We start from the raw sequence: 25,490 nt of genomic DNA, 5'->3' as shown, positions 1-25,490 counted from the left end.
TACGAAAAGTGAGCAACAAATCGGAAGCTGAGGAGATAGACTATTGAGAACATATGAGAATAAAGACGAACTTAAAAACGAGATAAATAAAAGCTTTGCAAAATATATTTCAGAATTTAATGATATTCCGGAGCATTTAAAAGATAAGAGAATTGATGAGATCGATCGAACTCCGGCAGAAAATCTTGCTTATCAGGTTGGCTGGACAACTCTTGTTATTAAATGGGAATCAGACGAAAGAAAGGGTATTCCTGTCAAAACTCCTTCGGATAATTTTAAGTGGAATCAGCTTGGCGAATTATATCAATGGTTCACAGATACATATGCTCAGCTGTCACTGCAAGAATTGAAAGACAGATTGAATGAGAATATCAACTCTATTTATGCAATGATTGATTCTCTGAGTGATGAAGAATTATTTAAACCACATATGAGAAAATGGGCTGACGAAGCAACTAAAACAGCTGTCTGGGAAGTATACAAATTCATACATGTTAATACAGTTGCTCCGTTCGGAACCTTTAGAACCAAGATTAGAAAATGGAAAAAGATTGCACTATAACTTCCAGTTTGGCGAACTGATAAAATCCCTTTAGGAACTAAAGGGCGCACTTCTATACTCTCCTATCGAGAGTAGTGCGTCCTGCGGAGCTTCATTCCCGGTCAGCAGAAGAAAACTGCATGACCGAGAATGTTGCGTCACTTCGTTCCGTCAAGGTGGCTACACCCCCTTGCGCCGCTAATGCGGCTATCCCCTGTGGACTTGCCGTCCGCAAACAGCATAAAATGCTGTTCGCCGCCAGCAAGTTTGAAAAACTGAATACCGAAAAACTGACCGTTGACTGGTCGCACTATGCGAAAAGTTGACGGTCTTTTTTTATCCCCAAAATCAAAAAAGGAGGTCAATCCCAATGACAAAACCGAAAACCCTCGACCAGCTCCGAGCCGAAAAGGAACGAGCTGAGACGCAGCTTGCACAGGAACAGCACAAGCTGGAGCGTCTGGAGAACAGAAAGAAGTATCTGGAGAAAGGCGAACGCACCAAGCGCACCCACCGCCTTTGCAATCTGGGCGGCACGATTGAGAGCCTTGCCCCGGAGGTCAAAGATCTCACACGCACCGAAATGACAGAGCTGATGGAACACATCTTTTCCCTGTCCGAAGTCCAGCGAGCCGTCCGTCACATGGCGATTACCCATATCAGTCAAGCGAACAGAGAAAAGGAGTTGAAAGCCGATGGCACTATTTCATCTGAGCGTCACGCAGACTAAGCGAAGCGCAGGACAGTCCGCTATTGCTTCTGCCGCCTACCGTGCCGGGGAGCGATTGTATAGCGAGTATTACGGCGAATACAGCGACTACACCCGCAAGGGCGGCGTGATCTGCTCCGACATTCTCCTGCCGTCCCATGCACCGCCAGAATACGCAGACCGCCAGACCCTATGGAACGCCGTGGAAAAAGCCGAGCGTGGAAAGAACGCCCAGCTTGCATACAGCTTTGACATTGCCTTGCAGAATGAATTTTCCCTTGAGGAAAACATCGCTCTTGCAAGGCAATTTTTGTTGGAGAACTTTGTGAGCCGTGGCATGGTGGTTGACTTCGCCGTACACCAGCCAGACCGGGAGGACGGCGGCATACCAAACCCGCATTTTCATGTGCTTTGCCCTATCCGCCCCATCGATCAGAACGGCAAATGGGGACTAAAGCAACGCCGGGTGTATGAGCTGGACGAGGACGGCAACCGTATCCGAGACCAGAACGGCGAGTTTGTTTTCAACGCCGTTCCCACTACCGACTGGGGCAGTCCCGAAACGCTGGAATACTGGCGGCAGACATGGGCGGAGCTATGCAACGCCAAGTTTGCGGAAAAGGAGCTTGACGTTCGTATCGACCACCGAAGCTATGAGCGTCAGGGCGTGGAGCTTCTTCCCACCGTCCACGAGGGCGCAACCGTCCGGGCAATGGAGAAGAAAGGCATACGCACCGAAAAGGGCGAGTTCAACCGCTGGATCAAGGCAACCAATGCCGTTATCCGGGACATCAAGAAGAAAATCGCTCTCCTGTTCGATTGGATTGCCGAAGCAAAAGCAGAGCTTGCCAAGCCGCAGGCACCCGACCTTGTTTCTCTGCTGAACGCCTATTACACCCAGCGCAGAGCCGGGGCGTATTCGCAGAAAGGCAAGGTCAGCAATCTAAAGGAGATGAACGAGACTTTCAATTATCTCCGGGCAAACGGCATTTACTCCCTTGAAGATTTGGAAAGCCGTGTCAGCGAACACAGTGCTGCCACAGAGAGCTTGAAGAAAACGCTGGACGAACAGACCGCCCGAATGAAAGCAATTAAGCAGCTCTATGACAGCTCCGCTGCTTTCCAGAGCTTGAAGCCTGTCTATGACGGCTTGCAGAAAATCAAGTTTGAGAAGCCCAGAGCCAAGTACAAGGCAGAGCATGAAGCGGAACTGAAACAGTTCTACGCCGCCAGACGCAAGCTGACCGGAGAGTTCCCGGACGGCAAGGTGGATATGAAAAAGCTGACCGAAGAGTATGACGAGCTGGAACTGGCGCACAACACCACCTACGGCGAGTTTAAGACCGTCAGAGACGATTTACACCGTCTTTGGAAGGTCAAGTCGTGTGTAGATACTGCCGCCCGATTTAACGAGCGTACAGAGGAACAAATGCTCCAAAATCGACCCCAAACACGACACAAAAAGGAGGATATGACACGATGAAAAAATACGACTGGAAGAACGAGTACAACCCCATCCGCAGAACGGCAAAACGCCTTTTGAGCGGAGAAGCTTTGACCGATGGCAGACCGCTTTCCGACCTGATCGAGCTGGACGAACACACCCGGAAATGCCTTGCCTTTGAAGCCACCCTCACCGACCGCCAGATTGATATGTTGCAGGAGCTGGGCTATCTGCCTGTTATCATGAGACAGTACGGCGAGGAATGTGCGAACTGCCCCTACACGCTGGACGAGCGTGAGCATGGCATTTGCAGACGATCGGGGACAGACTTGTGACCGAGAAAGACGGCACAGCATGGGTCTGCTATCTCCGAGACTGACAACAGGAACACGGCAAGCGTGGCAAAGACGGCAAGGTTTTTATAGATACCTTAATGTTGCCGCCTTGCCTTCTTCCCTTATACCGACACCGCCCGATGATGAATAGTCACCGGGCATTTTTCATTTACAGGAGGATTTTGAATGAACAATACCGCAACCAACAGCACCCCTTGCCCTACTGTCAGAAAGCAGATCGGCAAGACAACCTATATCGTCCGTGTCCATTTCAGCCAGACCGCAAAAGAGACGATGGAGGACAAAATCAAGCGTCTGCTCCGTGAGGAAGTCCGCAAAATGTGACTACTTTGTGAATTTGATGAAAAAGTCCTTGACTTTTCGTCTCTGGCAAAACGGCGAAGTCGATTTTGGTAAGTGTAGGTGTGCGCCTTGCCGCGTTCAATCTGCCGTCCATCGCCAAGCTGACCATGACGGACGAACTGCATTTGCAGGAATTGGGCGAGCGCAAAATCGCGCTGTTCTGCTGCATCCCGGACTCGGATAAGTCGCTGAATTATCTGGTCGGTATGATTTATACCCAGCTAATCCAGACGCTGTACCGTCAAGCGGACCGCGTACACAAAGGACGTCTGCCTGTGCCGGTGCATTGCCTTATGGACGAGTACGCGAACATTTCCTTGCCGAAAGACACCTTTTTGTCTGCCCTTGCCACCATGCGTTCCCGCGCTATTTTCTGCTCCATCATCGTGCAGAACATGGCGCAGCTAAAGGCCATGTACAAGGACGATTGGGAATCGCTGGTTGGCCTGTGCGATGAGTTTCTCTACCTTGGCGGCACCGAGAAAGAAACCCACAAGTACGTTTCGGAACTGCTGGGCAAGGAGACTATCTCCACCACCAGCTACAACCAAAGCAAAGGCCGCAGCGGCAGTTACAGCATCAATAACCAGCAATCCGGGCGTGATCTTATGACCCCGGACGAGGTGCGGTTACTGGACAACGGCAAGTGCATCCTGTTCATCCGAGGAGAACGCCCTGTGGTGGATTTCAAGTATAATCTGCTCAAACATCCGAACATCCGCTACACCGAGGACGGCGGCGCAGCCCCTTACGACTACACCGCTGCCGACAACGCGCGGGACGATCTGCCCGGCGCACCCGAAAATTACGAACTGCTGGATATGGACGACTTTCTGCCCGCCGAACCCGCAGAAATGAAGCCTACCATACAAAGAATCAGGAGACCCAAATGAAGCTGAATCATAACAAAAAATCCGTGAAAATTTCTCTCAATTTGTTTGCGCTGTACGCCGTCATGGTGTGCGGCGTTGTTTTTGCCATGCCCGCCTTTGCCGCCAGTGACCCGCTGGTGGTCGTGGAAAATCTCTCCACGTTCATCTTTTCGCTGATCCGCGCGGTGGGGCTTATCCTGCTGGGGTGGGGCATCGTGCAGGTTGGTCTGTCTTTGCAGAGCCACGACCCCAGCCAGCGCAGCCAAGGTTTCCTGACGCTGGCCGGCGGGCTGGTGATTACGTTCGCCAAAGAAATCCTCGACCTCATTACCGCGTGAGGGTCATACCAAGAGGAAAGGCGGTGATGTCCTGTGGGTGAGTCATGGATCGTCAGCAACTTAAACGTCGCACTCTCCACATGGAATGACAAGCTGGCAGAAATATGGTCGCTGCTGACCGAAAGCCCGCAGACCTTCAAAGGCGGGCAAGTCTGGAACGTAATGACCGGCATTCACGGCGCTTTGCAGGCGATTGGCTATGGGCTGTTGGTGCTTTTCTTTGCCGTGGGCGTTATGAAAACCTGCGGCAGCTTTGTGGAAGTGAAAAAGCCCGAACACGCCCTCAAACTGTTCATCCGCTTTGCGCTTGCCAAGGGCGCGGTGACCTATGGGTTGGAGTTAATGCTGGCGGTGTTTTCCATTGTGCAGGGCATGGTGTCCACCATTATTACCCAATCGGGCAGCTCCGGGATGAGCAGCGTATCGCTGCCGCAGGAGTTGATCGACGCCATCAACAACGTGGGCTTTTGGGATTCCATTCCGCTGTGGGCGGTCACATTGATCGGCGGGCTGCTGATAACAGTTCTGTCTTTTACCATGATTTTGACCGTTTACGGCAGAATGTTCAGCCTGTGGATGTACGCCGCGATTGCGCCGATTCCGTTGTCCACATTTGCGGGTGAACCCACCAGCAGCGTGGGCAAAAACTTCATCCGCAGCTATGCAGGGGTCTGTTTGCAGGGCGTGGTGATTGCCTTGTCCTGTATTATTTTCTCCGCCATCTCGTCCAGCCCGCCCGCCGTGGATACCGGTGCATCTGTGGTGACGGCAGTGTGGACGTATGTTGGCGAGTTGGCATTTAACCTGCTGGTGCTGGTCGGAGCCATTAAGGGCTGTGACCGCATCGTGAAAGAAATTATGGGGTTGTAAAGCAAAAGCGACGCACCATTATGGTGCGCCGCAAATATTACGCCTGATGATAGAGAATCCATTCCAGCAAATCCGCTGCCTTTGCACGACCGCTTGCAATTTGCAAAATAATGTCAATCAGTTCTTCCTGCGTGTAGTCAAGTTCAATTCCGTTAATTGCCAGAAAAACCAGCATAACGTGGGCGCCGATGCGCTTGTTGCCATCCACGAATGGGTGATTGCAGACTAAGCCAAATCCAAGCTGTGCCGCCTTTGCCTGCACGGATGGATATAGATACTGCCCGCCGAATGTAGCAAAAGGAGCATTCAAAGCAGATTCCAATAAACCATCGTCACGGATGCCGGCAGTACCGCCAAATGTCTCCAACAGAGCATTATGCAGCCTTAAAACCTGTTCCTTGCTCAGCGTTTTCATTTGGCAAGTACCTCATAGGCTTGCTTGTTTTTGGCAATCAGACGCTTGGAGATTTCGAGAATGTCCTCGTCTTTCGCCTGTTGCTCGTCCTCGACTTGGCTGAACTCCATTAGCACATAACGCGGGACATTATTCTTTAAGATGACCGCCGCGCCGTTCTCATCAACCATCCGTGCTACACGGGAAAAATTCTGGTTGGCCTCCGTGATGGATACAAGATTGTCTGTGTTAATAACCATAATTCAACGCCTCCTTTGAGTATAGTATACACGAATTATAGGATAAATTCAACCTATTTATTAAAGAAGGAAGGAATGCAGTATAGAAATCAAAATACCGAAAGAAGTCCGCGACTACCACGAAAACATCTTTTTCGGGCTGAACACCCGGCAGTTTATTTGCTCGGTGCTGGCGGTCGGCGTGGCCGTAGGCATCTACTTTGCCTTGCAGCCGTATGTCGGCACCGAGGAAATCGGTTGGATGTGCATTTTAGGTGCTGCGCCGTTTGCCGCCTGCGGGTTCTTCACCTATCACGGCATGACCGCCGAACAGGTGCTGTGGGCGTGGTTCAAGTCTGAAATCCTCTGCCCGAAACTCCTTGTGTTCAAGTCCGACAGTTATTATTACGAAGCCATGCAGCCCGCCATCCGCGCGGGCATGAAACGAAAGAGAGGCAAGCCTATGAAGAAAAACACCCATGACAGCGAGGAAACCGTTTGATTAAGACCCTGACGAGAGCGCAGAAGATGGAACGCGAAAAGTTCCGTATTCCGCGCAGTGTGCAGGATGCCATTCCCATCCGCCGCATCTTTGCGGATGGGATTTTCCAAGTCGGCAACCGGTATTCCAAGACGTGGTCGTTTACCGACATCAACTACGCCATCGCCGGCAAAGAGGACAAAACCAGTATGTTCCTTGATTACTCGGAACTGCTGAACGCTCTCGATTCCGGCGCGTCAGCCAAAATCACGATTTATAACCGCCGCATCAACAAGGCTGAGTTCGAGCGCAGCGTCCTGCTGCCCGACAAGGATGACGGGCTGGACGAGTACCGCCACGAATTCAACCAGATGCTGACCGCCCAAGTGACCGGCACCAGCAACAGCATCGTGCGGGAACGCTACCTGACCGTCAGCGTGGTAAAGCGCAATGCGGATGAGGCCCGCAGTTACTTCTCCCGTGTGGGTACAGATTTGGTGACGCACCTTGCACAGCTTTCCTCGGTGGCAACCGAACTGACGCTGAATGAGCGCCTGCATATTTTCCGCGACTTTTTCAAGGCCGGGGAACAGGCTGCGGCAGAGTTCAACATCCACGAACACGCCAAACGCGGCCAGCATTTCAAAGATTGGTTCTGCCCGGACAGCATGGAGTTTGCCGCCGACCATTTCAAGCTGGATGCCCGTTATGGTCGGGTGCTGTATTTGCAGGACTATGCGAGCTACATCAAGGACAGCTTTGTGTCGGAACTCTGCGACCTTGACCGCGACTTGATGTTATCCATCGATATCCTGCCTGTGCCAACGGACGAGGCCGCCCGCCAGCTGCAAAGCACGCTGTTAGGGATCGAGACGAACGTCACCAACTGGCAGCGCCGCCAGAATGCCAACAACAATTTTACCGCGACGATTCCTTACGACATGGAGTTGCAGCGCAAGGAAACCAAGGAGATGCTGGACGATCTGACGACCCGCGACCAGCGCATGATGTTCGGGCTGGTGACGCTGGTGCATCTGGCCGACAGCAAAGAGCAGCTCGACAGCGACACCGAAACGCTCTACTCGACAGCCCGCAAGCACCTGTGCCAGCTTTCCACGCTGCGCTGGCAGCAGAAGGACGGGCTGGACACGGTGCTGCCTTACGGGCTGCGGAAAATCCAAGCCCTGCGAACCCTTACCACAGAAAGCACCGCTGTGTTGATTCCGTTCCGCGCACAGGAAATCATGGAGCCGAACGGTCTGTACTATGGGCAGAACGCCGTCAGCAAGAACATGATCGTGGCGGACCGGCGGTTGCTGCTAAACGGTAACAGCTTCCGTTTGGGCGTGTCCGGCTCCGGCAAGAGCATGAGCGCCAAGGAAGAAATCGTGCAGATCGCGCTTTCAACCGAGGATGACATTCTCATTCTCGACCCGGAGTCGGAGTTCGGCTATCTGACCGAAGCCCTTGGCGGCGAGGTGATCCGCATTTCGGCTACGTCCGATACCCACATCAACGCGCTGGACATGGACCGTGCCTACGGTGACGAGCGCAATCCTATCGTCAGCAAGTCGGAGTTTGTGCTGTCGCTGTTCGAGCAGCTGATTGGTGACGGCATGGTGACCGCGAAGGAAAAGTCCATCCTCGGCCGCTGCACCGAGCAGGTGTATCTGCCCTACATCCGCAACGGCTACAAAGGCACGCCGCCCACGCTGCAGGACTTTTACCGTCTGCTGCAAATGCAGCCGGAACCCGAAGCACAGGGGCTGGCACTGTCGTCCGAGTTGTTCATTACAGGCACACTGAACACCTTTGCCCGGCATACTAATGTGGACACGCAAGCGCGCATTATTGCCTACGACATCCGCGAACTGGGTGAGCAGCTTATGCCGCTGGGAATGCTGGTGACGCTGGATGCGATTTATAACCGCGTCATTCAGAACTGGAAGAAAGGCCGCAGGACGTGGATTTTTTGCGATGAGTTTTATATTTTGTTCCGCTATGAGTACAGCGCGAATTTTTTCTACAAGCTGTGGAAACGCATCCGCAAATACAACGGACTTGTGACCGGGTTGACGCAGAATGTGGATGAGTTGCTGCGCTCCGACACCGCCCGCCTGATGCTGGCAAACTCGGAGTTTCTCGTGATGCTGAACCAGAGCGCCACCGACCGCGCGGAACTGGCGAAGCTGCTGAACATTTCCGACAACCAGCTGGGCTATGTCACCAATGTCCCCGCAGGCTGCGGGCTGATTCGCTGCGCGGGAAATATCGTGCCTTTTACAAATTCTTTTCCCAAAAATACTAAGCTATATAAATTGATGTCGACTAACCCGTCCGAGAAAAAGGAGTAAAGCCATGACATATAAAAATAAAGGACCGCCGAAGCGGTCCGAAGGGGTGCTGCAAACTGGAATACGACGCTATGATATTTCCTTTTCGTCATCTCTCGGTGGCCGAACATAGCGTAGCATTTCTTTTACGCAAGCACCGAATTGCAAGAAATTGGATTTTGCTTCTTTTAGTGTTGTTCCATGATTGGAGTCGCTTGGCTCGTTATCAGAAGTGATGAACGGGTCATTCTCCCAAAAGCAAACGGGACAAATATACCCACAATCTTCATCTGCCGGGACATTGTAGGTAAGAAATCCACAACAAGGACATGGATATTTTTTCATTACGGAGTTTGTTCGCCCCTTTCATTTTGCAAATTTATAGACCTATTTTAATGCTGCCAAATATTGTTTTCCAAATCCCGCAGCCGTCCCTTATAGTCATCTATCAGAGCCTGAACATTTTCCCTCTGCGGGAAGGTCACCAGATAGCCGTCCCCGGCCTCATGAAAACCGATGATCCCCGCAAGCCCTGCCATCTCGGCTGCTTTCAGCAGGGTGTGGCAATCATATTCGGTGGCGCTGATATATAAATTCATGGGTGAACCTCGCGTTTCAAAGTTATACTCTTATTATAACGACATTTTTTATAATTGCAAAGAAAATGCTGCATCGCCCAGAGTTGGAAGATACAGCATTGTTTTTATATGTAATGGCCTTGCAGCCTAATTTGTTGTCTGGCCTTGACCGAGCGATTGCTCTGGCATGGTCTAAGGCGCAGTGGTGTGCGGGATGCTTCCCGCGTTTGTTTTGATTACGAGACTTATTATAGCGGCGACTTGTGTGTAGAATTTAAAAGCTGTTTGAACGATTTTGAAATTCAATTTGAATAATTTATGACGTGGGGTGATGCCATGAAAGATATTAAAGAAAAGCCAACCGCGCATATGCCGAGAAGCAATGCAACCGGGGAAATCCCGAAAGCTGCGCTGAAAAAGGCGTGGACGGAGGCCAAGGAGAAAAGCCGAACCATGCTGCGAGAAAGCACTTCTACGCAGGGAGACGGTGATTATACCACTGCGCAAGATACCAGCACGGTGGTAACCGATACATCCTATTCGGCTATCAAACAAAACACCGATTTCACCGTACAGCAGGGCCGCAAGTTTGCCCGCAAGCAGATAGAAAAGTACCGAGAACGCCATGCCGCAGAACAAACCGAAACCACCCGCGCCCACACCGCCAGTGAGCGCGGTGTCAGCCCGAAACAGGCTGGGTACGACACGCTGACCGATGCAGAGCAGCGCTCGCGCCGTGGGGCGGATTTGCCCCGCCAGCGAGCAAAAGAAAAAGCCGTCACCGCCAAGACCGTGCCGCGCGATATTCGCGGTGTGACCCAAAGTCAGCGCCAACTGCGAACCGCCGCAAATGAAACTGTGTGGAGCATAACAACCCAAGCACAAATGCAGACCCGTACCCGTCAAGTGCAGCTTGCTATCCAGAAAGCCGCCAGCAGCACCCGCAAGACGGCTGTGGCGGTGCGCTCGGCAATACGGCATTTTCTTGTCGGCCTGCACAGTCTTGTCGCGGCCATTGCTGCAGGGATTAGCGTGGCACTCAGCATTATTATTGTCATCAGCCTTGTGGCCTTTGTGTCCGGCTCGGCCTATGGCATCTTTTTTGCCGCCAATGCGCCCAACACCGACACAATTACCGTGCAACAGGCAGTAGAAACACTGACAGCAGAATACCGCGACAGGCTGGAAGAAATCTCCGACACCGTACAGCATGACCGCCAAGACATTACAGCCAACGATGACGTGTACTACATTCGTTGGCAAGATGTCCTGGCGGTCTTTTCTTCGTATGTTTCAGGAAATGAACAAGGCGCACCCGTTGCGGCACTGACAGAGGAGCAGGTAGATAAACTGCGGGAAACTATGTGGGCGATGAATGCGGTGGATTGTTCCACCCACCCGGAGACTACCACAATAGAAACCACCGATGAGGACGGAAACCCGACCACCACAGAGATAACTGAAACCGTCCTTGTTATTGAGCTGACCCACAAAACACCCGATGAGATGGCGGCAGATTATCATTTCACCACCCGTCAGAACACCTATCTGCAACTTTTACAAGACCCGCAGTATGAGGAACTGTGGGCAGAATTGCTCGGCGGCTTTGAGCAGGGCGGGGGAAAACTTATGAACCCGGACAGCACCCGCATCCCGACAGGCACCCTGCAATGGCCGCTGCCAGTGGCGGGTACGATTACTTCTCAATTTGGTCACCGAGTGGATCCCATTACCGGCGAAGTCAGCTCCCACACCGGCACCGACATTGCCTGCGCCGAGGGTACGCCGATCCTCGCCGCTGCAGATGGCATCGTCACCGTTGCCAACGGTCTTGACAGTTGGGGCGGCAGCTACGGTTATTACATTCAAATCGACCACGGCGGCGGGCTGGAAACACTGTACGCCCACTGCTCCCGCATTTGTGTCACCACCGGCCAACAAGTGCAGGCCGGGCAGGTCATCGGCTATGTCGGCCACACTGGGCGAGCCACAGGCAGCCATCTGCACTTGGAGGTACATGTAAACGGAAGCAGGGCAGACGCAATGAGTTATTTCGGAACGTAAATTGTAAAGAAAAACATCGATGAAATAGTGAATCCACTAATAAGCAAAATAGCCGTCCGCACTGACCGATGGGCGGCTATTTTTTGTTTACGCCCATTTAAAATCAACGTCTGTAACATCTTCATGATATGAATTTTATATGGAAGTATTATGTTTATCATTATCGCTGTCACGCATTTTCTCAATAGCGTTTTTTAGTAATGGTGGAATCGATGCTCCCATCTTTTCTGCGTTTTCCAGAATACTCCCCAATTCGGATACAATGTACCAAAACAGGACGATTGGCGTAAGCAGCATGTCATAATTAAAAGGAAGGGTAAGTCCTGAAATGTGATTCAGCGTTAATCCAAGCAAAATGTCGGTCAAGACACTGACAAAAACCATAATGATGCTTCCGCCTTTATGCCACAACCCTTGCCTGGCTTTATGGGAACTCCATTCGCCATTTTTAATGGCTTGTGCTGTGCCGGTCAGACAATCCAGCATCATACAGGCAGCATACAAGACAACAAGCCAACCAAGCCAGCCGTGCATTGCAGCCCATAAGCCAATGGCACCAACACCGGCAGCCTTTTCAACAGAATCTGTTTGCATACCTCAATAGATTCTCCTTTTGCTCATTTACTATTCAAAGAGAGTAAATACCGCAAAATGTAAACGCGATTTACATTTTACAGTATTTGCTCTCTTTACTTTTTGAGTGGCCACTCAAAAAGATGAAAAAAGGAGAATAAAAATGGCATACGAATTTAACCATTACTACGAGATTCAGAACGTAGCTACGGGTAAATACGTGAACGTCCTGGGCAATCACGAGGATGGTACCGTAAAAAACGGTGAAACGGTTAACCTTTTCAACCGCACGAACAACCCTGATCAGCGTTGGGCGTTGGAAAATTTCGGAGGCAATGGCAATGTCCGCATTGTTTTGCAGCGGGGCGAAGGCTGGTACGCGTTGAACTATAATACGCGAAACACCAATTGCATCGTTTGGCACCTGAATACCGCGGATGATACTGACACGGTTATTACTACCGTTGAGGTAGAAAATCGCCCCAATACTTATTATCTTATGCTGCGGGACCGCAGCATTTACCTGACGGCTGTTGGCACTGCCCTAAAATGGAGTGCCTATACGGGCGAAGAAGAACAGATGTTCACCATTTTGAAACCTGGCACCGGCAGTGATGGCAGTGATAGCGGAGAAGTCTCTAATGTTCCCGATTCGAAGCTGGTAACCAAATTTATTCCGGCTTACGAAGGAAATTACACGAAAGACCGCAAAGCACAGGGTGGGACTATTTCTGAAATCACAATTCACCATTGCGCAAGCATTTTGACCATTGACGCGCTGGGCGCACTGTGGCAGCGTGAAGGACGAAAGGGGTCTTCCCACTACGGTGTTTCTGAAACCAGCATCGGCCAGTATGTCCACGAGAATGATGTGGCCTGGACGAACGGTAACTGGGAGGCAAACTGCCGCGCAGTAACGATTGAAACCTCTAACAGCGCTGGTGCTCCAGATTGGCCCGTATCGGATACGACGTTCAATACTCTTGTAACGCTGGTTGCAGATATCGCCCGCCGCAACAGTCTGGGCAAATTAGTTAAAGGGGAAAACTTGACGTGGCACAGCATGTATGCCGCTACTGCCTGCCCCGGCCCCTACCTTTCCAACAAACTTCAGGAACTTGTTGATAAGGCCAATGCCATTAATGGATTTTAATTGTTTTCGGTTCTTGGTTTACAAAACCTTCTGCATAAGCTCTTTATTTAGTGAACGTTCAAAAAAGCGCCTGACGAGGTGCGAATGCCAATCAATCAAAGGAGTGACAAAGCATGTATACTTTTGAAAGATTTTACTATTTTCGCCCGTATCGAGGCAAAAGCAATTATTGGTTGAATCGCTATGGTGAGGGTGCTATCTCTAGCCATCAGAAAGCCACGCTTTATACGGCAACGGGGGCTGCGGATCAGCGACTTCAAGTTCACAAAGTCGATGGTGGGTGTCAGCTGATTTCGGCTCTTTCGACGGATTTTAAAGATGAGACGAAGATGTTTGGCTTGAACATCTATGGTAGTAAAGCAGGCAGCGTTTGCGATTTCTTCCCTGTGTATAACAATTTCGATGACGCGCTGATTGATTTGCTAACTGTTGATGCTGCCAATAGCCTGTATCGCATCAAACTAATCAAGCACAATCTTTATCTGACTCCGGCATCTAACGCGAACAATGCAGGGCTGACTTGGGAAACGGCATCTAACGCCGATAACCAGGTGTGGCAGCTTTGTGCATCACAGTCCAGCGGTGGTTCCAGTGGTGGCGATTCTACCAATAGTGGCGGTGGTGTAGGCCCGTACGGTGACTATGTTTATCCGACCGTTTCTCGGAAATATAGCAGAACGTATTCGTATTCTCACCCCGCAATGGATATTCGTGATATTGCCCAGGATCATAATGTATATGCAATTGCAGATGGTATCGTTGCATATACACAAAATTCCTCTGGCAGTTGGAAGCCGGGCACTACTAGTCACGATAACACAATGGAATCCATGGGCAACTGCATCGCAATCAATCACGTGAATCCATTTAATGGTCATTCTGACAATCGTTCTGGTGCATACGCAAGATCTATTTATATGCATATGGCAGAAAACCCGACTGTACGCCCCGGTGATACTGTTAAGAAAGGACAGATCATTGGCACCATTGGAACAACTGGTGTTTCTAGCGCAAATCATTTGCATTTTAGCATCAGTGTTGGCAACGGGAGCTCTTTGGCACCGGGCCAGACAGGCTGGATTCAAATTAAGTTCTTACCGGATTTCAACCCGGTATATGCATTCCCTGAGTATAGCCTCTAATGAATAACACTGCACAACAAAATCAATAGCGAAAAGAGACGTTTTGCTGAACTCCGGTGAGGTTAAGCAAAACGTCTCTTTTTAATATACTCCAAAAAAATCACTTTGTGATAGAGGAATCATTCAAAGAAAGAAGTAAATACCGACTATATTGGTTCTCTGGATGAATAGCAAAAGTGTAATTCAAAACACCTAAATCATCCACGTATCCAGGTTCTTTCCATATCATTTTTGCATTGCAATAAAGTGTTTGACCATCTAACGAAATACTATCTGAATCTAATTCAGCATAAAGATACCCATAGTCATATGCGTCACAAATTTGAGTCAATCCGTTTTCTGATTTTGGAAGATAGTTACTATAATCGATTGAATCACCGAACATAGAATGTAAAAGATTGGAATAGTAGTCGGTAGGATAGCATTCATTACCATTTGTGTCAAATTCTTTTTTGTCCGGAAATTTTTTCTGTAAATAAAGCGAAGAGATCAACCAAAAATCATATTGTTGGAACGAATCACCATCATCGGGCACATTGACTATATTGCCGAAGTGCGTGTCATTCCAATAATCCAGGAAAAGTTCTTTTTCTTCATTTGCTGAAAGCGCGCTTTCGGCGGAAGAAACATCATTATTATCAGAACTGGAATCTTCCTCGTGTGGTATTATGTTATCCGTCTCCGAAGAAGATGAACCGACATCAAATTCGGAATAACTTATTGGAGAATTAAAAGACAAGAACGAACAGCCAGTAAAAATAAAAATGAAAATAATGCCAAATAAAAAAACGTAGTATTTTTTCATCTTAATCTCCTTGAATCATGAATATCAATCTTGATTTTCCCAAATATTGGTTTACAAAAAGTACTTTCTACGCTCTTTACTTAATGAACGTTCAAACAAGTTCCTGACGAGGAGCAAATAAAAAAGAATAGGAGAATATTAAATGGCTTTTCAGTACAATCACTACTATGAAATCTATAATGGCGGCAAGTACGTAAACCTGAATGGTGACCACGAAAATAATGTGGTCAACAACGGTGAAAAAGTCACCATGTATGCCCGCACGAACAATCCCGACCAGCGTTGGGCACTCGAACGCTATGGCAGTGATAACCAGGTGCGAATTGTTCTTCAGCGCGGTGGCGGTTGGTATGCCCTGAATTACAACACCGAAAATACCAATTGTATCGTTTGGCACCTGAACTCCGCTGCGGACAAGGATACCGTTATTACGCTGGAACCGGCTGTAAGTTTCGGTGGCGTATATCGTCTGAAACTGGCACAGCGTAATCTGTACCTTACTGTTGTGGGATCTTCTCTGAAGTGGATGGCTTTTACTAACAATAATGATCAGATTTTCTCTTTCGTGGAACCTGGTGCCAATCCCGGCAGTGCAACTGGCAACGGTCTCTCGCTGCGATGCCCTGTTTCTTATTCCGGAATTAGTACGAAGTTTGTTGATGGTGGGCACCGCGGGGTAGACTATATTGCAAGTAAGGGTACTCCTGTTTATGCAGCAACAAGTGGGCGCGTAATTCGCGTCTATAGCTGGCAGGGATCCACAAACGAAGCTGCCGTTGACTCTATCGGCAATGCTGTTTTTCTGGAACATTTTGATAGCAAGGGTAACACTTGCGGAATGACCTGTTACTACCATCTGCGCGAGGCGCCTACTAGCTTGATTTCTGCCGACCAATATGTGGCGGAAGGCGATCTGATTGGCTATGTTGGCAATACTGGTAAAGTTGTTGCTATCAATGGCGATGGATCTCATCTTCATTTTGAGGTTAAAACGGGGACTTATTTCAACAACTCGACTGTTCAAGAACTGTATCATTCTGGTATTTGGGTGAACCCGCTCAATTATATTACGCACTAAAAAGATATAAAACACACCATTGAGATTGATAAAAAACAATTTCAATTCTGTTGAGAATGTTCCACAACTTTCTCCTTCTGGAATTTTGGCTATGCGTTAGAATTCCAGAAGGAGTTTTTCTATAAGCGAAAAACTCAAATAGTAACCCGAATGAACGATCCCGTAGCACAATCTTAGGAACATAATTCCACGCTCTGAAGCAGACAATATGGGGCATCTGTTTCAGCGTCTCGGAATTCAAAGGTGTAACGCAAAACGTGGTAATTTTCCCAAATACCGCGATCTTCAATTTTTAAAATAGGAGCAATTACATATATGGTCGTTCCATTTATTTGGATTTGAACATTGTCACTATCTACTCCATAGCCTCGGACGGCGATAATATCGGAGAAAGAATGTGCGGAAATTATGTGATTCGCATTATCATACTGCATAAAAAAGGCATACGGCCTTTGTTCATCAATCTGATTAAAGTCGATTGTAGTGCCAAAAAGTTTCTTTCCCCAATTTTCGACATCCGACTCTTTTAATGTGATTATTCCATTCGAGTTATCAATAATCAACGAATTGTGGCTACACATAAAGATGGCTGGGTCTATAATCTGATGACTTGCAAGACCTGACATCTCACAGGGCTCATACACATAAGATGCAAGAATTTCAAGATATATTTTGAAATAAGCAAGATTTTCCGGAACTGAAAAGAATTTCTGTGCTGTTGTATCAATAAGTTCTTCGGATTTATAATCGTTTGACTCATCTGTCGAAAAGGGTTCGTCAGATGTACTCGAAGAGGACGATAATGACTCCCGCATGGAATTGGAGGATTTCAAAACGGCATCGGATTCATTTGGCTCTTTGGAAGTGGTATCTGAAGATGATGATGGGATAGGAAAATTTTCAGAACTACTTGTGGAATCCTTGGACGGAAAAAATACACACTTCCAAAGACTGAAAAGTATAATACTACCAATAAATAACAAAATTGATTTCTTCATAGTTACTTATTCCTCACATAGGATACGTAGAAAATCCTTTGGGCAGCTTCAGAGGCAAGTATGCAGGTGAAAGCGTAGCATCCTGAAAAAGATTGGTGACATCACAGATATTGGCTTACAAAAAGTGTTTCCTATTCTCTTTACTTAATGAACGTTCAAACAGGTTCCTGCCGAGGAACAAATAAAAAGAACAGGAGAATATAAAATGGCTTTTCAGTACAATCACTATTATGAAATCTATAATGGTGGCAAGTATGTAAACCTGAACGGTGACCATGAAAATAATGTGGTCAACAACGGTGAAAAAGTCACCATGTACGCCCGCACGAACAACCCCGATCAGCGTTGGGCACTCGAACGCTATGGCAGTGATAACCAAGTGCGAATTGTTCTTCAGCGCGGTGGCGGTTGGTATGCCCTGAATTACAACACCGAAAATACCAATTGTATCGTTTGGCACCTGAACTCCGCTGCGGACAAGGATACCGTTATTACGCTGGAACCGGCTGTAAGTTTCGGTGGCGTATATCGTCTGAAACTGGCACAGTGTAATCCTTTAACTACGATTCGTCCGTACGGATACATGGCTGGCGAATAACGGGAACGGGAACTGCATCGGGCAGTTCCCGTTTCTTATTTTTTGATTAAAACGCCATCGTCCATATCGTAAAGCGTTTGAAGCGGAGAGACTTCCCCACTAATAGTGACATAGTAAAAGTCGGTATTGTCTCCATGCTTGTCAATGATTTCATATTCGATAAATGGTTGTGATGTAATACCATCACCAGGAAATGATGTATCACGATACTTTACAGATAAAGTCGGGTCATCTGAATATATCTTAGCGGCGGTTTCCCGGTCCAAATGATAATAATCGTTATAATGAAGGCCTTGGAAAGATAATGTGTGCAGCCCATTGGTATATATGTAAACGCCTGCGGAGAGGCTTTGCTTTTGCATACCATTTAATCCAGCATAGTCGGAAACTCGCTGCATTGCTTCAGATGGGATAAAAACTCTTTTGTCATCGATATCATCAAAATTTTTATGCAACACAGATAATGAATAATCCACTTTTGGAATTTGATTGTAAACATCCTCGGAAGCTGAAAGAAAAATGTCTTTAGGCTGCGTAATCGTGGTTTGCCCTGTAGTTAAATCATCTTCAAAATAGGCGACTATATACCAGCCGGAATGACATTCCTCAGAATCTTTTCCAGAATAGGAGCCTTGATTATGAAATTGTAAAAGACCTTCACCCCCTTGGCCTAAGCTACCTTCTATCCGATATTCTTGTCCGTTTGAAGTAAAACAGATATATGATTTTTGCGGATACGTTTCAAAATGGCAATCAGTTACTACGCCTGTCAAATACTGCTCATGATTGGCTAAGAGCCAAAAAGATTCCGATGTATTACTAAGTGCTTTGTTTAAAACAGAAGACTCAGGCGTCGAAATAATTTGAGGTGTAGATGGCAAATCAGAAGCATTCTGTTTGGGGCTGTTTGAAGCAGGTGCTCTACTTTCAGAATCGCTCGAGTTGGAAGAAGATTGTGCTATGGTGATACCACATCCAGAAATCACAAAAGCAGTTAATGTAATTGAAATCATTGCGAGTGCTTTTGGTCTTTTCATAAGTAAACCCTCCTTTTAGGCAAGAAATCCTATTATCATCAAGTTAAAAAAGCAGTAGCACGACACACTTTGTATTTATTCCTCATATAAAATACATAGAAAATTCTTTGAACAGCTTCGGAGGCGCGTATGAAGGGGAAAGCATAGCATTCTGAAAAAGGTCGGTAACATCACAGATTTTGCGTTGATTTTTTAATATTAGTTTACAAAAATCTGTTCCCATTCTCTTTACTTAATGAACGTTCACAAAAGCACCTGACGAGGTGCAAGAACAAAATTCAATGAAGGAGTGAAAAAATGATGGCTTACACTTTTGAGCACTCTTACTATTTCCGTCCGTATCGCGGCAACAGCAGTTTCTGGCTGAATCGCTATGGCAATGGTAGCATTGCAGATCACCAGAAAGCTACGCTGTATGCGGCAACTGGTGCAGCAGATCAACGCCTTAAAATCCATCAGGTTAGCGGTGGTTGCCAACTGCTTTCTGACCTCAACAATGCGTATGGTCTGAACATCTATGGCCGCGGGGCTAGCAGCGTGTGCGATTTCTTTCGGGTTTCTGGTAACGAAAGAGATGCGCTGATTGATCTGCTGACTGTCGATGCAGCCAACAACCTGTACCGCATCAAGATGATCAACCACAACCTGTACCTGACTCCGGCATCCAATTCGAACGGTGCTTCTCTGACGTGGGAAAGTGCATCTGGTGCAGATAATCAGGTATGGCAGCTTTGCACTACGCAGACTAGCGGCGGTGGTAGCACTAGCGGGAAAATTGTTATCCCTGTATGGCTGAGCCAGAAAAATCATCCGGTACCTTGGTTCCAAGGCAATGGGTGTGCTGTTACGGCGGGCATTATGGCTGCGGCGTATCGGGACAGAGAAAATTATACGGTGACCTCTTTTGATGGATACGTTACCACAAGCGATGGGAACATCAAACTCTGGAATTCCAACAAAGGTTACACATGGCTGACGAAAAATGGTTGGAGCTTTATTTTGGATACGGAGGTGGCAAAACGCCCGACGGATGCAGAAACGGTGGCATATATTAAATCTATCATTGATACAGGTATCCCGCCAATTTGCTATTGCCCCGGTGGGAAGGGGCATTGGATGCTCGCATTTGATTATACGAGCGGCTCCAGTTTTGAAGATATCATCATTATTGATCCGGCAGACGGTACGAGAAAATCTTTGGCAGCGGGCATGAATCTTAGTTGCTACGGTACATCTTTGGGAATTACCAAAATCCGCAAAGCACCATCTAAACATTGACGTCAAAAGCGCTGCAATAACGGCAAACTTCATGTAAAGGAAGAACTACAAGAATCGAGGGAGACTGGGAGACTAGTCTCCCTTGATTTTGTCACCCGAACATGGTGGTATGAAATTCATCAATACGCCAACCATCAGACAATTTAATCATGCGTATTGGATATTCGATAGTGTAAACATCAATTGAATCATTTGGGCCATTCCATCCATTTCGATCATAGTGGGAAATCAATGTGAAATCAATGCTGTTTTCTGAACTGCAAACCAAGCGATACGTGTCGGGAAAGGCTTCATTAACTTGAATGGTTGTACCATACACCATATCTTTTTTGAGGCTGTAGTTGACCGCAACATCTCCATCGTAATCAATGAACTTTACAGAATAGTCGGAGTTAGCAAGAAAACTATCTGTGAAAATTTGGTGGATATGATTTGAAAATTCATAAAAATTAGCATCGTATAAAACATAGTCTTCGTCTATGTAAACGACAGCTTCGTTATCGTCCAAAACAGGTCGATAGCCCCATAGATACATAAGGTTATCTCCCATACCGTACAATCCATCTTTAGCATCATAAGCAACCCGATACAATTCTTGTTGGTCAGTTGTTAAAAAGGAAAGATCCGAATATTCCTTTGTGGTATCTATAGGGGATTGTTCTGGGGTGTCTGTTGCTACAGGACTTGATGGAGCAGAACTTTCCGATTTAGAGATGCTTGAATCTGTAGTGAATGTACTTTCCTCGTGGCTATTGGAAAGAACTGAACCGTCTTGGGACTTGCTAGAAGGAGCAGGCTCTTCTAATGAAATATCACAACTCGATAAGAAGCAGACGCTTAACGCACTTAAAAGAACAGATGCTGCTTTTTGAAAATTCATAATCTTACCCCCTTAAATACTAAATAGCAATCTTGATATTTCTAAAATATCGGTTTACAAAAGATGCATTATATTCTCTTTACTTAGTGAACGTTCACAAAAGCACCTGACGAGGTGAAAAAACAAAAATGAAAGGAAGTATACCTATGGGCTATGAAAATGGCAAAATCTATTGGATTGTCCCCCAAAACAATACCGGTATTGCTTTAAGCGTTTATGGCAATACGCAGGTTTCTCAGAATCGAAATGTGATTGTGTGGAGCAAGCAGGATGTTCTTGACCAGCTTTGGCGAGTCGATATCGACAACGGCTTTGCCCGAATCAAAAGCGCAATCAATTATGATTACGCTTTGAATATCTGGCTGGGGTCTTCTAACTATGGTAACTGTGATATCCATACTTGGAGCGACAATAAGAATGATTCTAAAATTAATTTTAAGACGATTGATGCAAGCCGAAACCTCTATCTAATCCAGTGCTACCGCAATGATGCGGATAATAACCTGTACCTGACGGCAGAAAGTACTGCAAGCGGCGCAAATGTCAAGTGGGCCGCGCGCAATACCGGTGCAAATCAGGTATGGCAGCTAATCGAGAAAACCAATGCGGGTGGCAACACTGGTACAGGCGGTGGCCTCGGCCCCTATGGCAAATATGTATATCCCACGTACTGTAAGAAACTTTCTGATGATTTCCGACTCAAGGCAACCGACACTGAACGACAGCATCTGGGAATTGATATCCGCGATAAGCATGCAGACCATGGTGTCTATGCATTTGCGGATGGCGTAGTTTCTTTTGTTCAAGATGCAAATCATCCGGACTCCGGTACTAATATGTGGACTATGGGCAACTGCATTGCTATTAATCATAGCAATCCTACCACGAATATGTCGGGCCAATATGCGCGTACCCTTTATATGCATTTGCTTTCGGCTCCAACTTTAACTCCCGGCCAGCAGGTGAAGAAAGGCGATCGCATCGGTACGATTGGAAACACGGGAAAGTCTACCGGTCCGCACCTGCATTTCGGCCTATTTGTAGGTAACGATGCTCGAATGGCTCCCGGTGTGAAAGGCTGGACTTCAATTAGTCTTTTGCCGGTGGTAGACCCCATCAATGCATTGCCGTTTTATCATGTTGATAGGTCTTGATTGACATGTAACATATAAAATTACTTACTAAAGCTTTATTGGCAGGTACAGCAAAACTCCCTTGTGGGTATTTGGTTGCTGTACCTGCTTTTTACTATATACTTTTAACTTGCGAAATACGAATAGGTGAAAACCGATAAGAATTATTTTGGGAGAATACAATTTGCTCAAGATAAACTGTGGAATCCTCTCCCGGATTATAAAATTGATTTTCTAGGATAGCAGAATATTCTCCATTTCCCTTTAATAAGGTGTTCTCTTGGATAGTGGTTCCAGCCAATGAATTTTCATAGCCCCATGTCACACAAAGCATCCCGTCTGGGGCGCGGTCAGATGCAGATTCAGCCAAAGAAGAAAAGTCGTATTGGATTCCAAACAGTTCATATGCGGCTTCTTCAAAATCGGAAATTGGAAAATAAGGCACACCATCTTCGTTGGTTTGCAAAGGAAGCCCTTTGTCGGAAGCGGCCTGTGTTAAGCAGAGGGATACAGCCCACCTTAAATACTGCCTGGACTCATCGGATTCAGACAAAATAACTTTTGTATTACGCCCACTTAAAATACCCAACAACTTACTATCATTCAGAAAGTCTTCAATCTCTGCCAAGTCAATGTCGAAAGGATCAGCGGGCATCCAATCGGACGTATCTATTTCCTTTTGCATAATATCCTCGGACGGTTCTGCCTCGGATGCCGTATCCTGTGGATTTTCTACCATAGGCGTTGACGAAGCAGGCTCATCTGGCACAGGAGAGACCGTAGCAGAGGGGATTACGGTAGAAGGCTGAGACAAGCTGGGCGATGAACCCGATGTGGAAGGCGATTGACAGCCTGTTAAAAGCAAAGTACTTAAGGTAATCGGAAGAATAATTTTAGTAATCGGATGCTTCATAACAGATACCTCCTTTGAATTTTTCTGCGAAACAGCCCGGAAAATTGAAAAGCGGTAACAGTATACGTGATGATTATTGCTTGATTCCCCAATAATGACGTAATTTCTCTAATGCAGTCTTTTTGCATTTGTTTATGGCTTGCCGAGATTTCTTGTCTCTTGCAGCAATCTCCTGAATGCTATATTGACGGAAAAAGTGATCATAGATGACATGGTATTCGTCAGCTGTCAACGCACGTTGAAGATCCATCAGCAAGAGATTTGAGTATGTATCAGACTCACCAAAGTTAGAATCAAACTGCAACGAATCGAAGTCTGACTTGTCCTCGATGGACACCGTTGGAATTTTGTGCCGGTTGCCCTTCGAAAGTGCGATATAATGATGATATATTGCCTTGTTGATATAGCTTATGATAGCACCATCTGTGCTTATAATCAACTCGTTAAGTTGTAAATTTTTGGCGAAGGATAGTAAGAAACATTGAAAATCCGGCAACGCATCCTCTGATTGCAGGAAGAATGCATATTTCTTGAGCAGGGGAGAAAACTTCTCCAAAAGAGCGAGTGCCTGCTCACGGTCACCATTTTGAATATCCTGAATGCAAGTATAAAGAGATGATTTCATTTTCTTCTTCCCCTCCTGAAAGGGAAAAGAGAAAAATCATCTGCAAATGTAAACCGAAATCAAAAATATTTTTGTGTTAGGTGTCGAACGATTTGAGTAAAATAGCGCGCGCCCGGTGTATACGGGTTTTAACGTTTGATTCACTCGAATTTGTGATTTGCGCGATCTCGCGGACAGAGTAACCCTTTACGCGCAGGAATAAAGTTCGGTGGTAAATTGAAGGCATATCGGAAAGAATACTGACTGCTTTGTTTAGCTGCAGATCTGTCAATGCGATTTCTTCCGGCTCCTTAAAATTGTCAAAGCTGGCGGAGCGATTTTCATAGTCAGTTAGAACACCTCGTCGTCGCTCCCATTTTCGAAGAAAGTCAATCGTTCGCTCACGAGTTAGAATATATAAATAGGATTGGAGAGACTTTTCATTGTCGATTCTTAGTGAATCAATTTCCTTGAGAAGCTGGACAAAAGAGAAAAAGACAATGCCGAAGCAGAAAAACGCGGCGGGAAAGAATCCGCCGAAAACGAAAGTGGCAGCAATTCCACGCCAAGCCATGCGGGGCGTCTTGCGGGCACGCGAAGATGGACGCCAGCGGGTAAGGAAAGATTCTGCAGAGGGTGGGCAGTATCAAGAGGCTGCCGGACTGGAAGAAAGGCTGATTGACGATGTGGCTTCCGCAGGAAGTTCTGCGGCGGGGACGATCCTTCGCGGCAGCAAACGGGCGGTGAAACGTGCCGCCGGACAAGCCAAGCAGCAGGCGGCCCAGCCTGAGCAGGAAACCTCCGCACCCCAAGACCGGGTTGCGCCCGGCGGGACAGACGGCGCAGCGCCCTCTTCTCCGGCACGGCAGATGCAGACCGAGGGAAAACCGACAACGATAAAACGGCAGCAGGAACGGCGGCAGGAGCATCACTTCAAAAATACCGCACGGAAGCAGCCTCGCACGGCTCCATCTCCGAAAACCGCCCAGGCCCTCCGGCAGCAGGCGGCCAGGACCGATCGTGTCCGCAAAGGGGCCGCACAGGCTGTACAAAGAGCGCGCCGGGCGGCACAGGTAGCGCAAGAGACCGCAAAAAGGACTGCTGAGATCGTCCGGGCCGGGATCAAAGCGCTGTGGGTGGCAGCTCATACGCTGGCGGCAGCCCTCGCCGCGGGCGGCATGGCGGTGGTGGCCGTCATTCTGGTTATTTGTATGGTGGCGATGGTGGCAGGCTCCGCCTTCGGTATTTTCTTCGCCGCTGAACCCACAGGGGATGGTATAGGCGTTACAGAAGCTATTACGGAATTGAACGGGGAATACCAGAAACGGCTACAGGAAATTGAGGACGGCGAAGAATACGACCGCCAGGAGATCGAGTCAAACGATGGCAGTTATGCCATCGCATGGCAAGATGTTCTGGCGGTTTTTGCTTCCTATGTCAGCGGCGCGGAAGATGGCGCCCCTGTGGCCTATTTGGATGAAGAAAATCTGGATCGACTGCGCACCACACTTTGGAATATGAATGAGGTGGATCACCGCATCGAAGCGCAGAGCCATGATGTCGAGGTGCCGGGTGAAGAAGGAAATACTTCAACAGAGACCATCACCGAAACGGTCTTGGTGATCGAACTGACCCACAGGTCCCCGGAAGAAATGAGAGATGAATACGACTTTAATGCCTGACAGAACGAGTACCTGAGCCTGTTGCTGGCGGAGGATACCGCCCCACTATGGGGCG

General features: G+C 47.6%; 29 protein-coding genes and 1 pseudogene. 19 read left to right on the top strand and 11 right to left on the bottom strand.

Going from position 1 to position 25,490, the window contains the following annotated elements:
* The first annotated feature begins 43 nt into the window (after positions 1-43).
* The 9 genes and pseudogenes from OGM67_04805 (at position 44) to OGM67_04765 (ending at position 5,472) form a co-directional block, all read left to right on the top strand.
* Positions 44-562 carry a ClbS/DfsB family four-helix bundle protein gene (locus tag OGM67_04805; protein UYJ35647.1) on the top strand — a complete coding sequence of 173 codons (519 nt, stop codon included), beginning with the start codon at positions 44-46 and terminating at the stop codon, positions 560-562.
* 119 nt (positions 563-681) lie between these two features.
* Complete coding sequence (locus OGM67_04800; GenBank protein ID UYJ35646.1) at positions 682-867, top strand: hypothetical protein; 186 nt, start codon at positions 682-684, stop codon at positions 865-867.
* 44 nt (positions 868-911) lie between these two features.
* Positions 912-1,271: a DUF3847 domain-containing protein gene (locus OGM67_04795; protein ID UYJ35645.1), complete on the top strand. Its 360-nt coding sequence runs from the start codon at positions 912-914 to the stop codon at positions 1,269-1,271.
* Positions 1,237-2,733, top strand: a complete 1,497-nt coding sequence (locus tag OGM67_04790) for a MobA/MobL family protein (protein ID UYJ35644.1) — start codon at positions 1,237-1,239, stop codon at positions 2,731-2,733. Before OGM67_04795 ends, OGM67_04790 begins: the two co-directional genes overlap by 35 nt.
* Positions 2,730-3,029: a hypothetical protein gene (locus OGM67_04785; protein ID UYJ35643.1), complete on the top strand. Its 300-nt coding sequence runs from the start codon at positions 2,730-2,732 to the stop codon at positions 3,027-3,029. Before OGM67_04790 ends, OGM67_04785 begins: the two co-directional genes overlap by 4 nt.
* Positions 3,030-3,215: 186 nt before the next feature.
* A complete protein-coding gene (locus OGM67_04780; protein UYJ35642.1) occupies positions 3,216-3,374 on the top strand; it encodes a transposon-encoded TnpW family protein in 159 nt (52 codons plus the stop codon).
* Between the two features lie 41 nt (positions 3,375-3,415).
* Positions 3,416-4,285 (top strand): annotated as a pseudogene (locus OGM67_04775) (type IV secretory system conjugative DNA transfer family protein).
* On the top strand, positions 4,282-4,602 hold the full coding sequence (locus OGM67_04770) for a hypothetical protein (protein ID UYJ35641.1): 321 nt from the start codon (positions 4,282-4,284) through the stop codon (positions 4,600-4,602). Before OGM67_04775 ends, OGM67_04770 begins: the two are co-directional and overlap by 4 nt.
* Before the next feature lie 33 nt (positions 4,603-4,635).
* Positions 4,636-5,472: a hypothetical protein gene (locus OGM67_04765; protein ID UYJ35640.1), complete on the top strand. Its 837-nt coding sequence runs from the start codon at positions 4,636-4,638 to the stop codon at positions 5,470-5,472.
* Between the two features lie 37 nt (positions 5,473-5,509).
* Here the strand turns inward: OGM67_04765 and OGM67_04760 are convergent, their stop codons facing one another.
* Together OGM67_04760 and OGM67_04755 are read right to left on the bottom strand one after the other, a co-directional pair.
* Positions 5,510-5,887 carry a type II toxin-antitoxin system death-on-curing family toxin gene (locus tag OGM67_04760; GenBank protein ID UYJ35639.1) on the bottom strand — a complete coding sequence of 126 codons (378 nt, stop codon included), beginning with the start codon at positions 5,885-5,887 and terminating at the stop codon, positions 5,510-5,512.
* Positions 5,884-6,126: a type II toxin-antitoxin system Phd/YefM family antitoxin gene (locus OGM67_04755; protein ID UYJ35638.1), complete on the bottom strand. Its 243-nt coding sequence runs from the start codon at positions 6,124-6,126 to the stop codon at positions 5,884-5,886. Before OGM67_04755 ends, OGM67_04760 begins: the two co-directional genes overlap by 4 nt.
* An 82-nt stretch (positions 6,127-6,208) precedes the next feature.
* On the opposite strand from OGM67_04755, the gene OGM67_04750 reads away from it, so the two are divergent.
* Complete coding sequence (locus OGM67_04750) at positions 6,209-6,607, top strand: PrgI family protein (GenBank protein ID UYJ36193.1); 399 nt, start codon at positions 6,209-6,211, stop codon at positions 6,605-6,607.
* Positions 6,608-6,633: 26 nt separating this feature from the next.
* On the top strand, positions 6,634-8,940 hold the full coding sequence (locus OGM67_04745) for a TraE family protein (GenBank protein UYJ35637.1): 2,307 nt from the start codon (positions 6,634-6,636) through the stop codon (positions 8,938-8,940).
* A gap of 69 nt (positions 8,941-9,009) precedes the next feature.
* Here OGM67_04745 and OGM67_04740 read toward each other — a convergent pair whose 3' ends face one another.
* Positions 9,010-9,264 carry a CPCC family cysteine-rich protein gene (locus tag OGM67_04740; protein UYJ35636.1) on the bottom strand — a complete coding sequence of 85 codons (255 nt, stop codon included), beginning with the start codon at positions 9,262-9,264 and terminating at the stop codon, positions 9,010-9,012.
* Between the two features lie 47 nt (positions 9,265-9,311).
* Entirely contained in the window at positions 9,312-9,518 is a 207-nt protein-coding gene (locus OGM67_04735; protein UYJ35635.1) for a hypothetical protein, read from the bottom strand.
* A gap of 315 nt (positions 9,519-9,833) precedes the next feature.
* Here OGM67_04735 and OGM67_04730 point away from each other — a divergent pair, with 315 nt between their 5' ends.
* Complete coding sequence (locus OGM67_04730; GenBank protein UYJ35634.1) at positions 9,834-11,561, top strand: M23 family metallopeptidase; 1,728 nt, start codon at positions 9,834-9,836, stop codon at positions 11,559-11,561.
* A 135-nt stretch (positions 11,562-11,696) separates the two neighbouring features.
* Here the strand turns inward: OGM67_04730 and OGM67_04725 are convergent, their stop codons facing one another.
* Positions 11,697-12,155 (bottom strand): phage holin family protein, encoded by a 459-nt coding sequence (locus OGM67_04725; protein UYJ35633.1) that lies wholly within the window; start codon positions 12,153-12,155, stop codon positions 11,697-11,699.
* Between the two features lie 142 nt (positions 12,156-12,297).
* On the opposite strand from OGM67_04725, the gene OGM67_04720 reads away from it, so the two are divergent.
* Positions 12,298-13,287, top strand: coding sequence for an N-acetylmuramoyl-L-alanine amidase (locus tag OGM67_04720; GenBank protein UYJ35632.1), 990 nt, complete (start codon positions 12,298-12,300; stop codon positions 13,285-13,287).
* A 113-nt stretch (positions 13,288-13,400) separates the two neighbouring features.
* Positions 13,401-14,429 (top strand): M23 family metallopeptidase, encoded by a 1,029-nt coding sequence (locus tag OGM67_04715; GenBank protein ID UYJ35631.1) that lies wholly within the window; start codon positions 13,401-13,403, stop codon positions 14,427-14,429.
* 100 nt (positions 14,430-14,529) lie between these two features.
* Here OGM67_04715 and OGM67_04710 read toward each other — a convergent pair whose 3' ends face one another.
* Positions 14,530-15,234 carry a hypothetical protein gene (locus OGM67_04710; protein UYJ35630.1) on the bottom strand — a complete coding sequence of 235 codons (705 nt, stop codon included), beginning with the start codon at positions 15,232-15,234 and terminating at the stop codon, positions 14,530-14,532.
* Between the two features lie 142 nt (positions 15,235-15,376).
* Between OGM67_04710 and OGM67_04705 the strand changes: the two genes are divergently transcribed.
* Positions 15,377-16,312, top strand: coding sequence for a M23 family metallopeptidase (locus OGM67_04705; protein UYJ35629.1), 936 nt, complete (start codon positions 15,377-15,379; stop codon positions 16,310-16,312).
* Positions 16,313-16,485: 173 nt separating this feature from the next.
* Here the strand turns inward: OGM67_04705 and OGM67_04700 are convergent, their stop codons facing one another.
* Positions 16,486-17,310 carry a hypothetical protein gene (locus OGM67_04700; GenBank protein ID UYJ35628.1) on the bottom strand — a complete coding sequence of 275 codons (825 nt, stop codon included), beginning with the start codon at positions 17,308-17,310 and terminating at the stop codon, positions 16,486-16,488.
* A 205-nt stretch (positions 17,311-17,515) separates the two neighbouring features.
* Here OGM67_04700 and OGM67_04695 point away from each other — a divergent pair, with 205 nt between their 5' ends.
* Positions 17,516-17,908, top strand: a complete 393-nt coding sequence (locus tag OGM67_04695; protein ID UYJ35627.1) for a hypothetical protein — start codon at positions 17,516-17,518, stop codon at positions 17,906-17,908.
* Between the two features lie 35 nt (positions 17,909-17,943).
* Here the strand turns inward: OGM67_04695 and OGM67_04690 are convergent, their stop codons facing one another.
* Positions 17,944-18,945, bottom strand: coding sequence for a hypothetical protein (locus tag OGM67_04690; protein UYJ35626.1), 1,002 nt, complete (start codon positions 18,943-18,945; stop codon positions 17,944-17,946).
* Positions 18,946-19,242: 297 nt separating this feature from the next.
* Here OGM67_04690 and OGM67_04685 point away from each other — a divergent pair, with 297 nt between their 5' ends.
* Positions 19,243-20,223 carry a hypothetical protein gene (locus OGM67_04685; GenBank protein ID UYJ35625.1) on the top strand — a complete coding sequence of 327 codons (981 nt, stop codon included), beginning with the start codon at positions 19,243-19,245 and terminating at the stop codon, positions 20,221-20,223.
* Positions 20,224-20,314: 91 nt separating this feature from the next.
* On the opposite strand, the gene OGM67_04680 is transcribed toward OGM67_04685, so the two are convergent.
* Positions 20,315-21,103 carry a hypothetical protein gene (locus OGM67_04680; GenBank protein UYJ35624.1) on the bottom strand — a complete coding sequence of 263 codons (789 nt, stop codon included), beginning with the start codon at positions 21,101-21,103 and terminating at the stop codon, positions 20,315-20,317.
* A gap of 146 nt (positions 21,104-21,249) precedes the next feature.
* Between OGM67_04680 and OGM67_04675 the strand changes: the two genes are divergently transcribed.
* On the top strand, positions 21,250-22,257 hold the full coding sequence (locus OGM67_04675) for a M23 family metallopeptidase (GenBank protein UYJ35623.1): 1,008 nt from the start codon (positions 21,250-21,252) through the stop codon (positions 22,255-22,257).
* A gap of 94 nt (positions 22,258-22,351) precedes the next feature.
* Here OGM67_04675 and OGM67_04670 read toward each other — a convergent pair whose 3' ends face one another.
* Both OGM67_04670 and OGM67_04665 read right to left on the bottom strand, forming a co-directional pair.
* A complete protein-coding gene (locus OGM67_04670) occupies positions 22,352-23,149 on the bottom strand; it encodes a hypothetical protein (GenBank protein UYJ35622.1) in 798 nt (265 codons plus the stop codon).
* A gap of 73 nt (positions 23,150-23,222) precedes the next feature.
* Positions 23,223-23,774: a hypothetical protein gene (locus tag OGM67_04665; GenBank protein ID UYJ35621.1), complete on the bottom strand. Its 552-nt coding sequence runs from the start codon at positions 23,772-23,774 to the stop codon at positions 23,223-23,225.
* A gap of 479 nt (positions 23,775-24,253) precedes the next feature.
* On the opposite strand from OGM67_04665, the gene OGM67_04660 reads away from it, so the two are divergent.
* A complete protein-coding gene (locus OGM67_04660) occupies positions 24,254-25,435 on the top strand; it encodes a hypothetical protein (protein ID UYJ35620.1) in 1,182 nt (393 codons plus the stop codon).
* The last annotated feature ends 55 nt before the right edge of the window (positions 25,436-25,490 follow it).

The organism is Oscillospiraceae bacterium (assembly GCA_025757985.1).
Lineage (GTDB): Bacteria > Bacillota > Clostridia > Oscillospirales > Ruminococcaceae > Gemmiger.
Note: the sequence above shows the minus strand (reverse complement) of the source record. Positions and strands in the feature narration are given on the sequence as shown.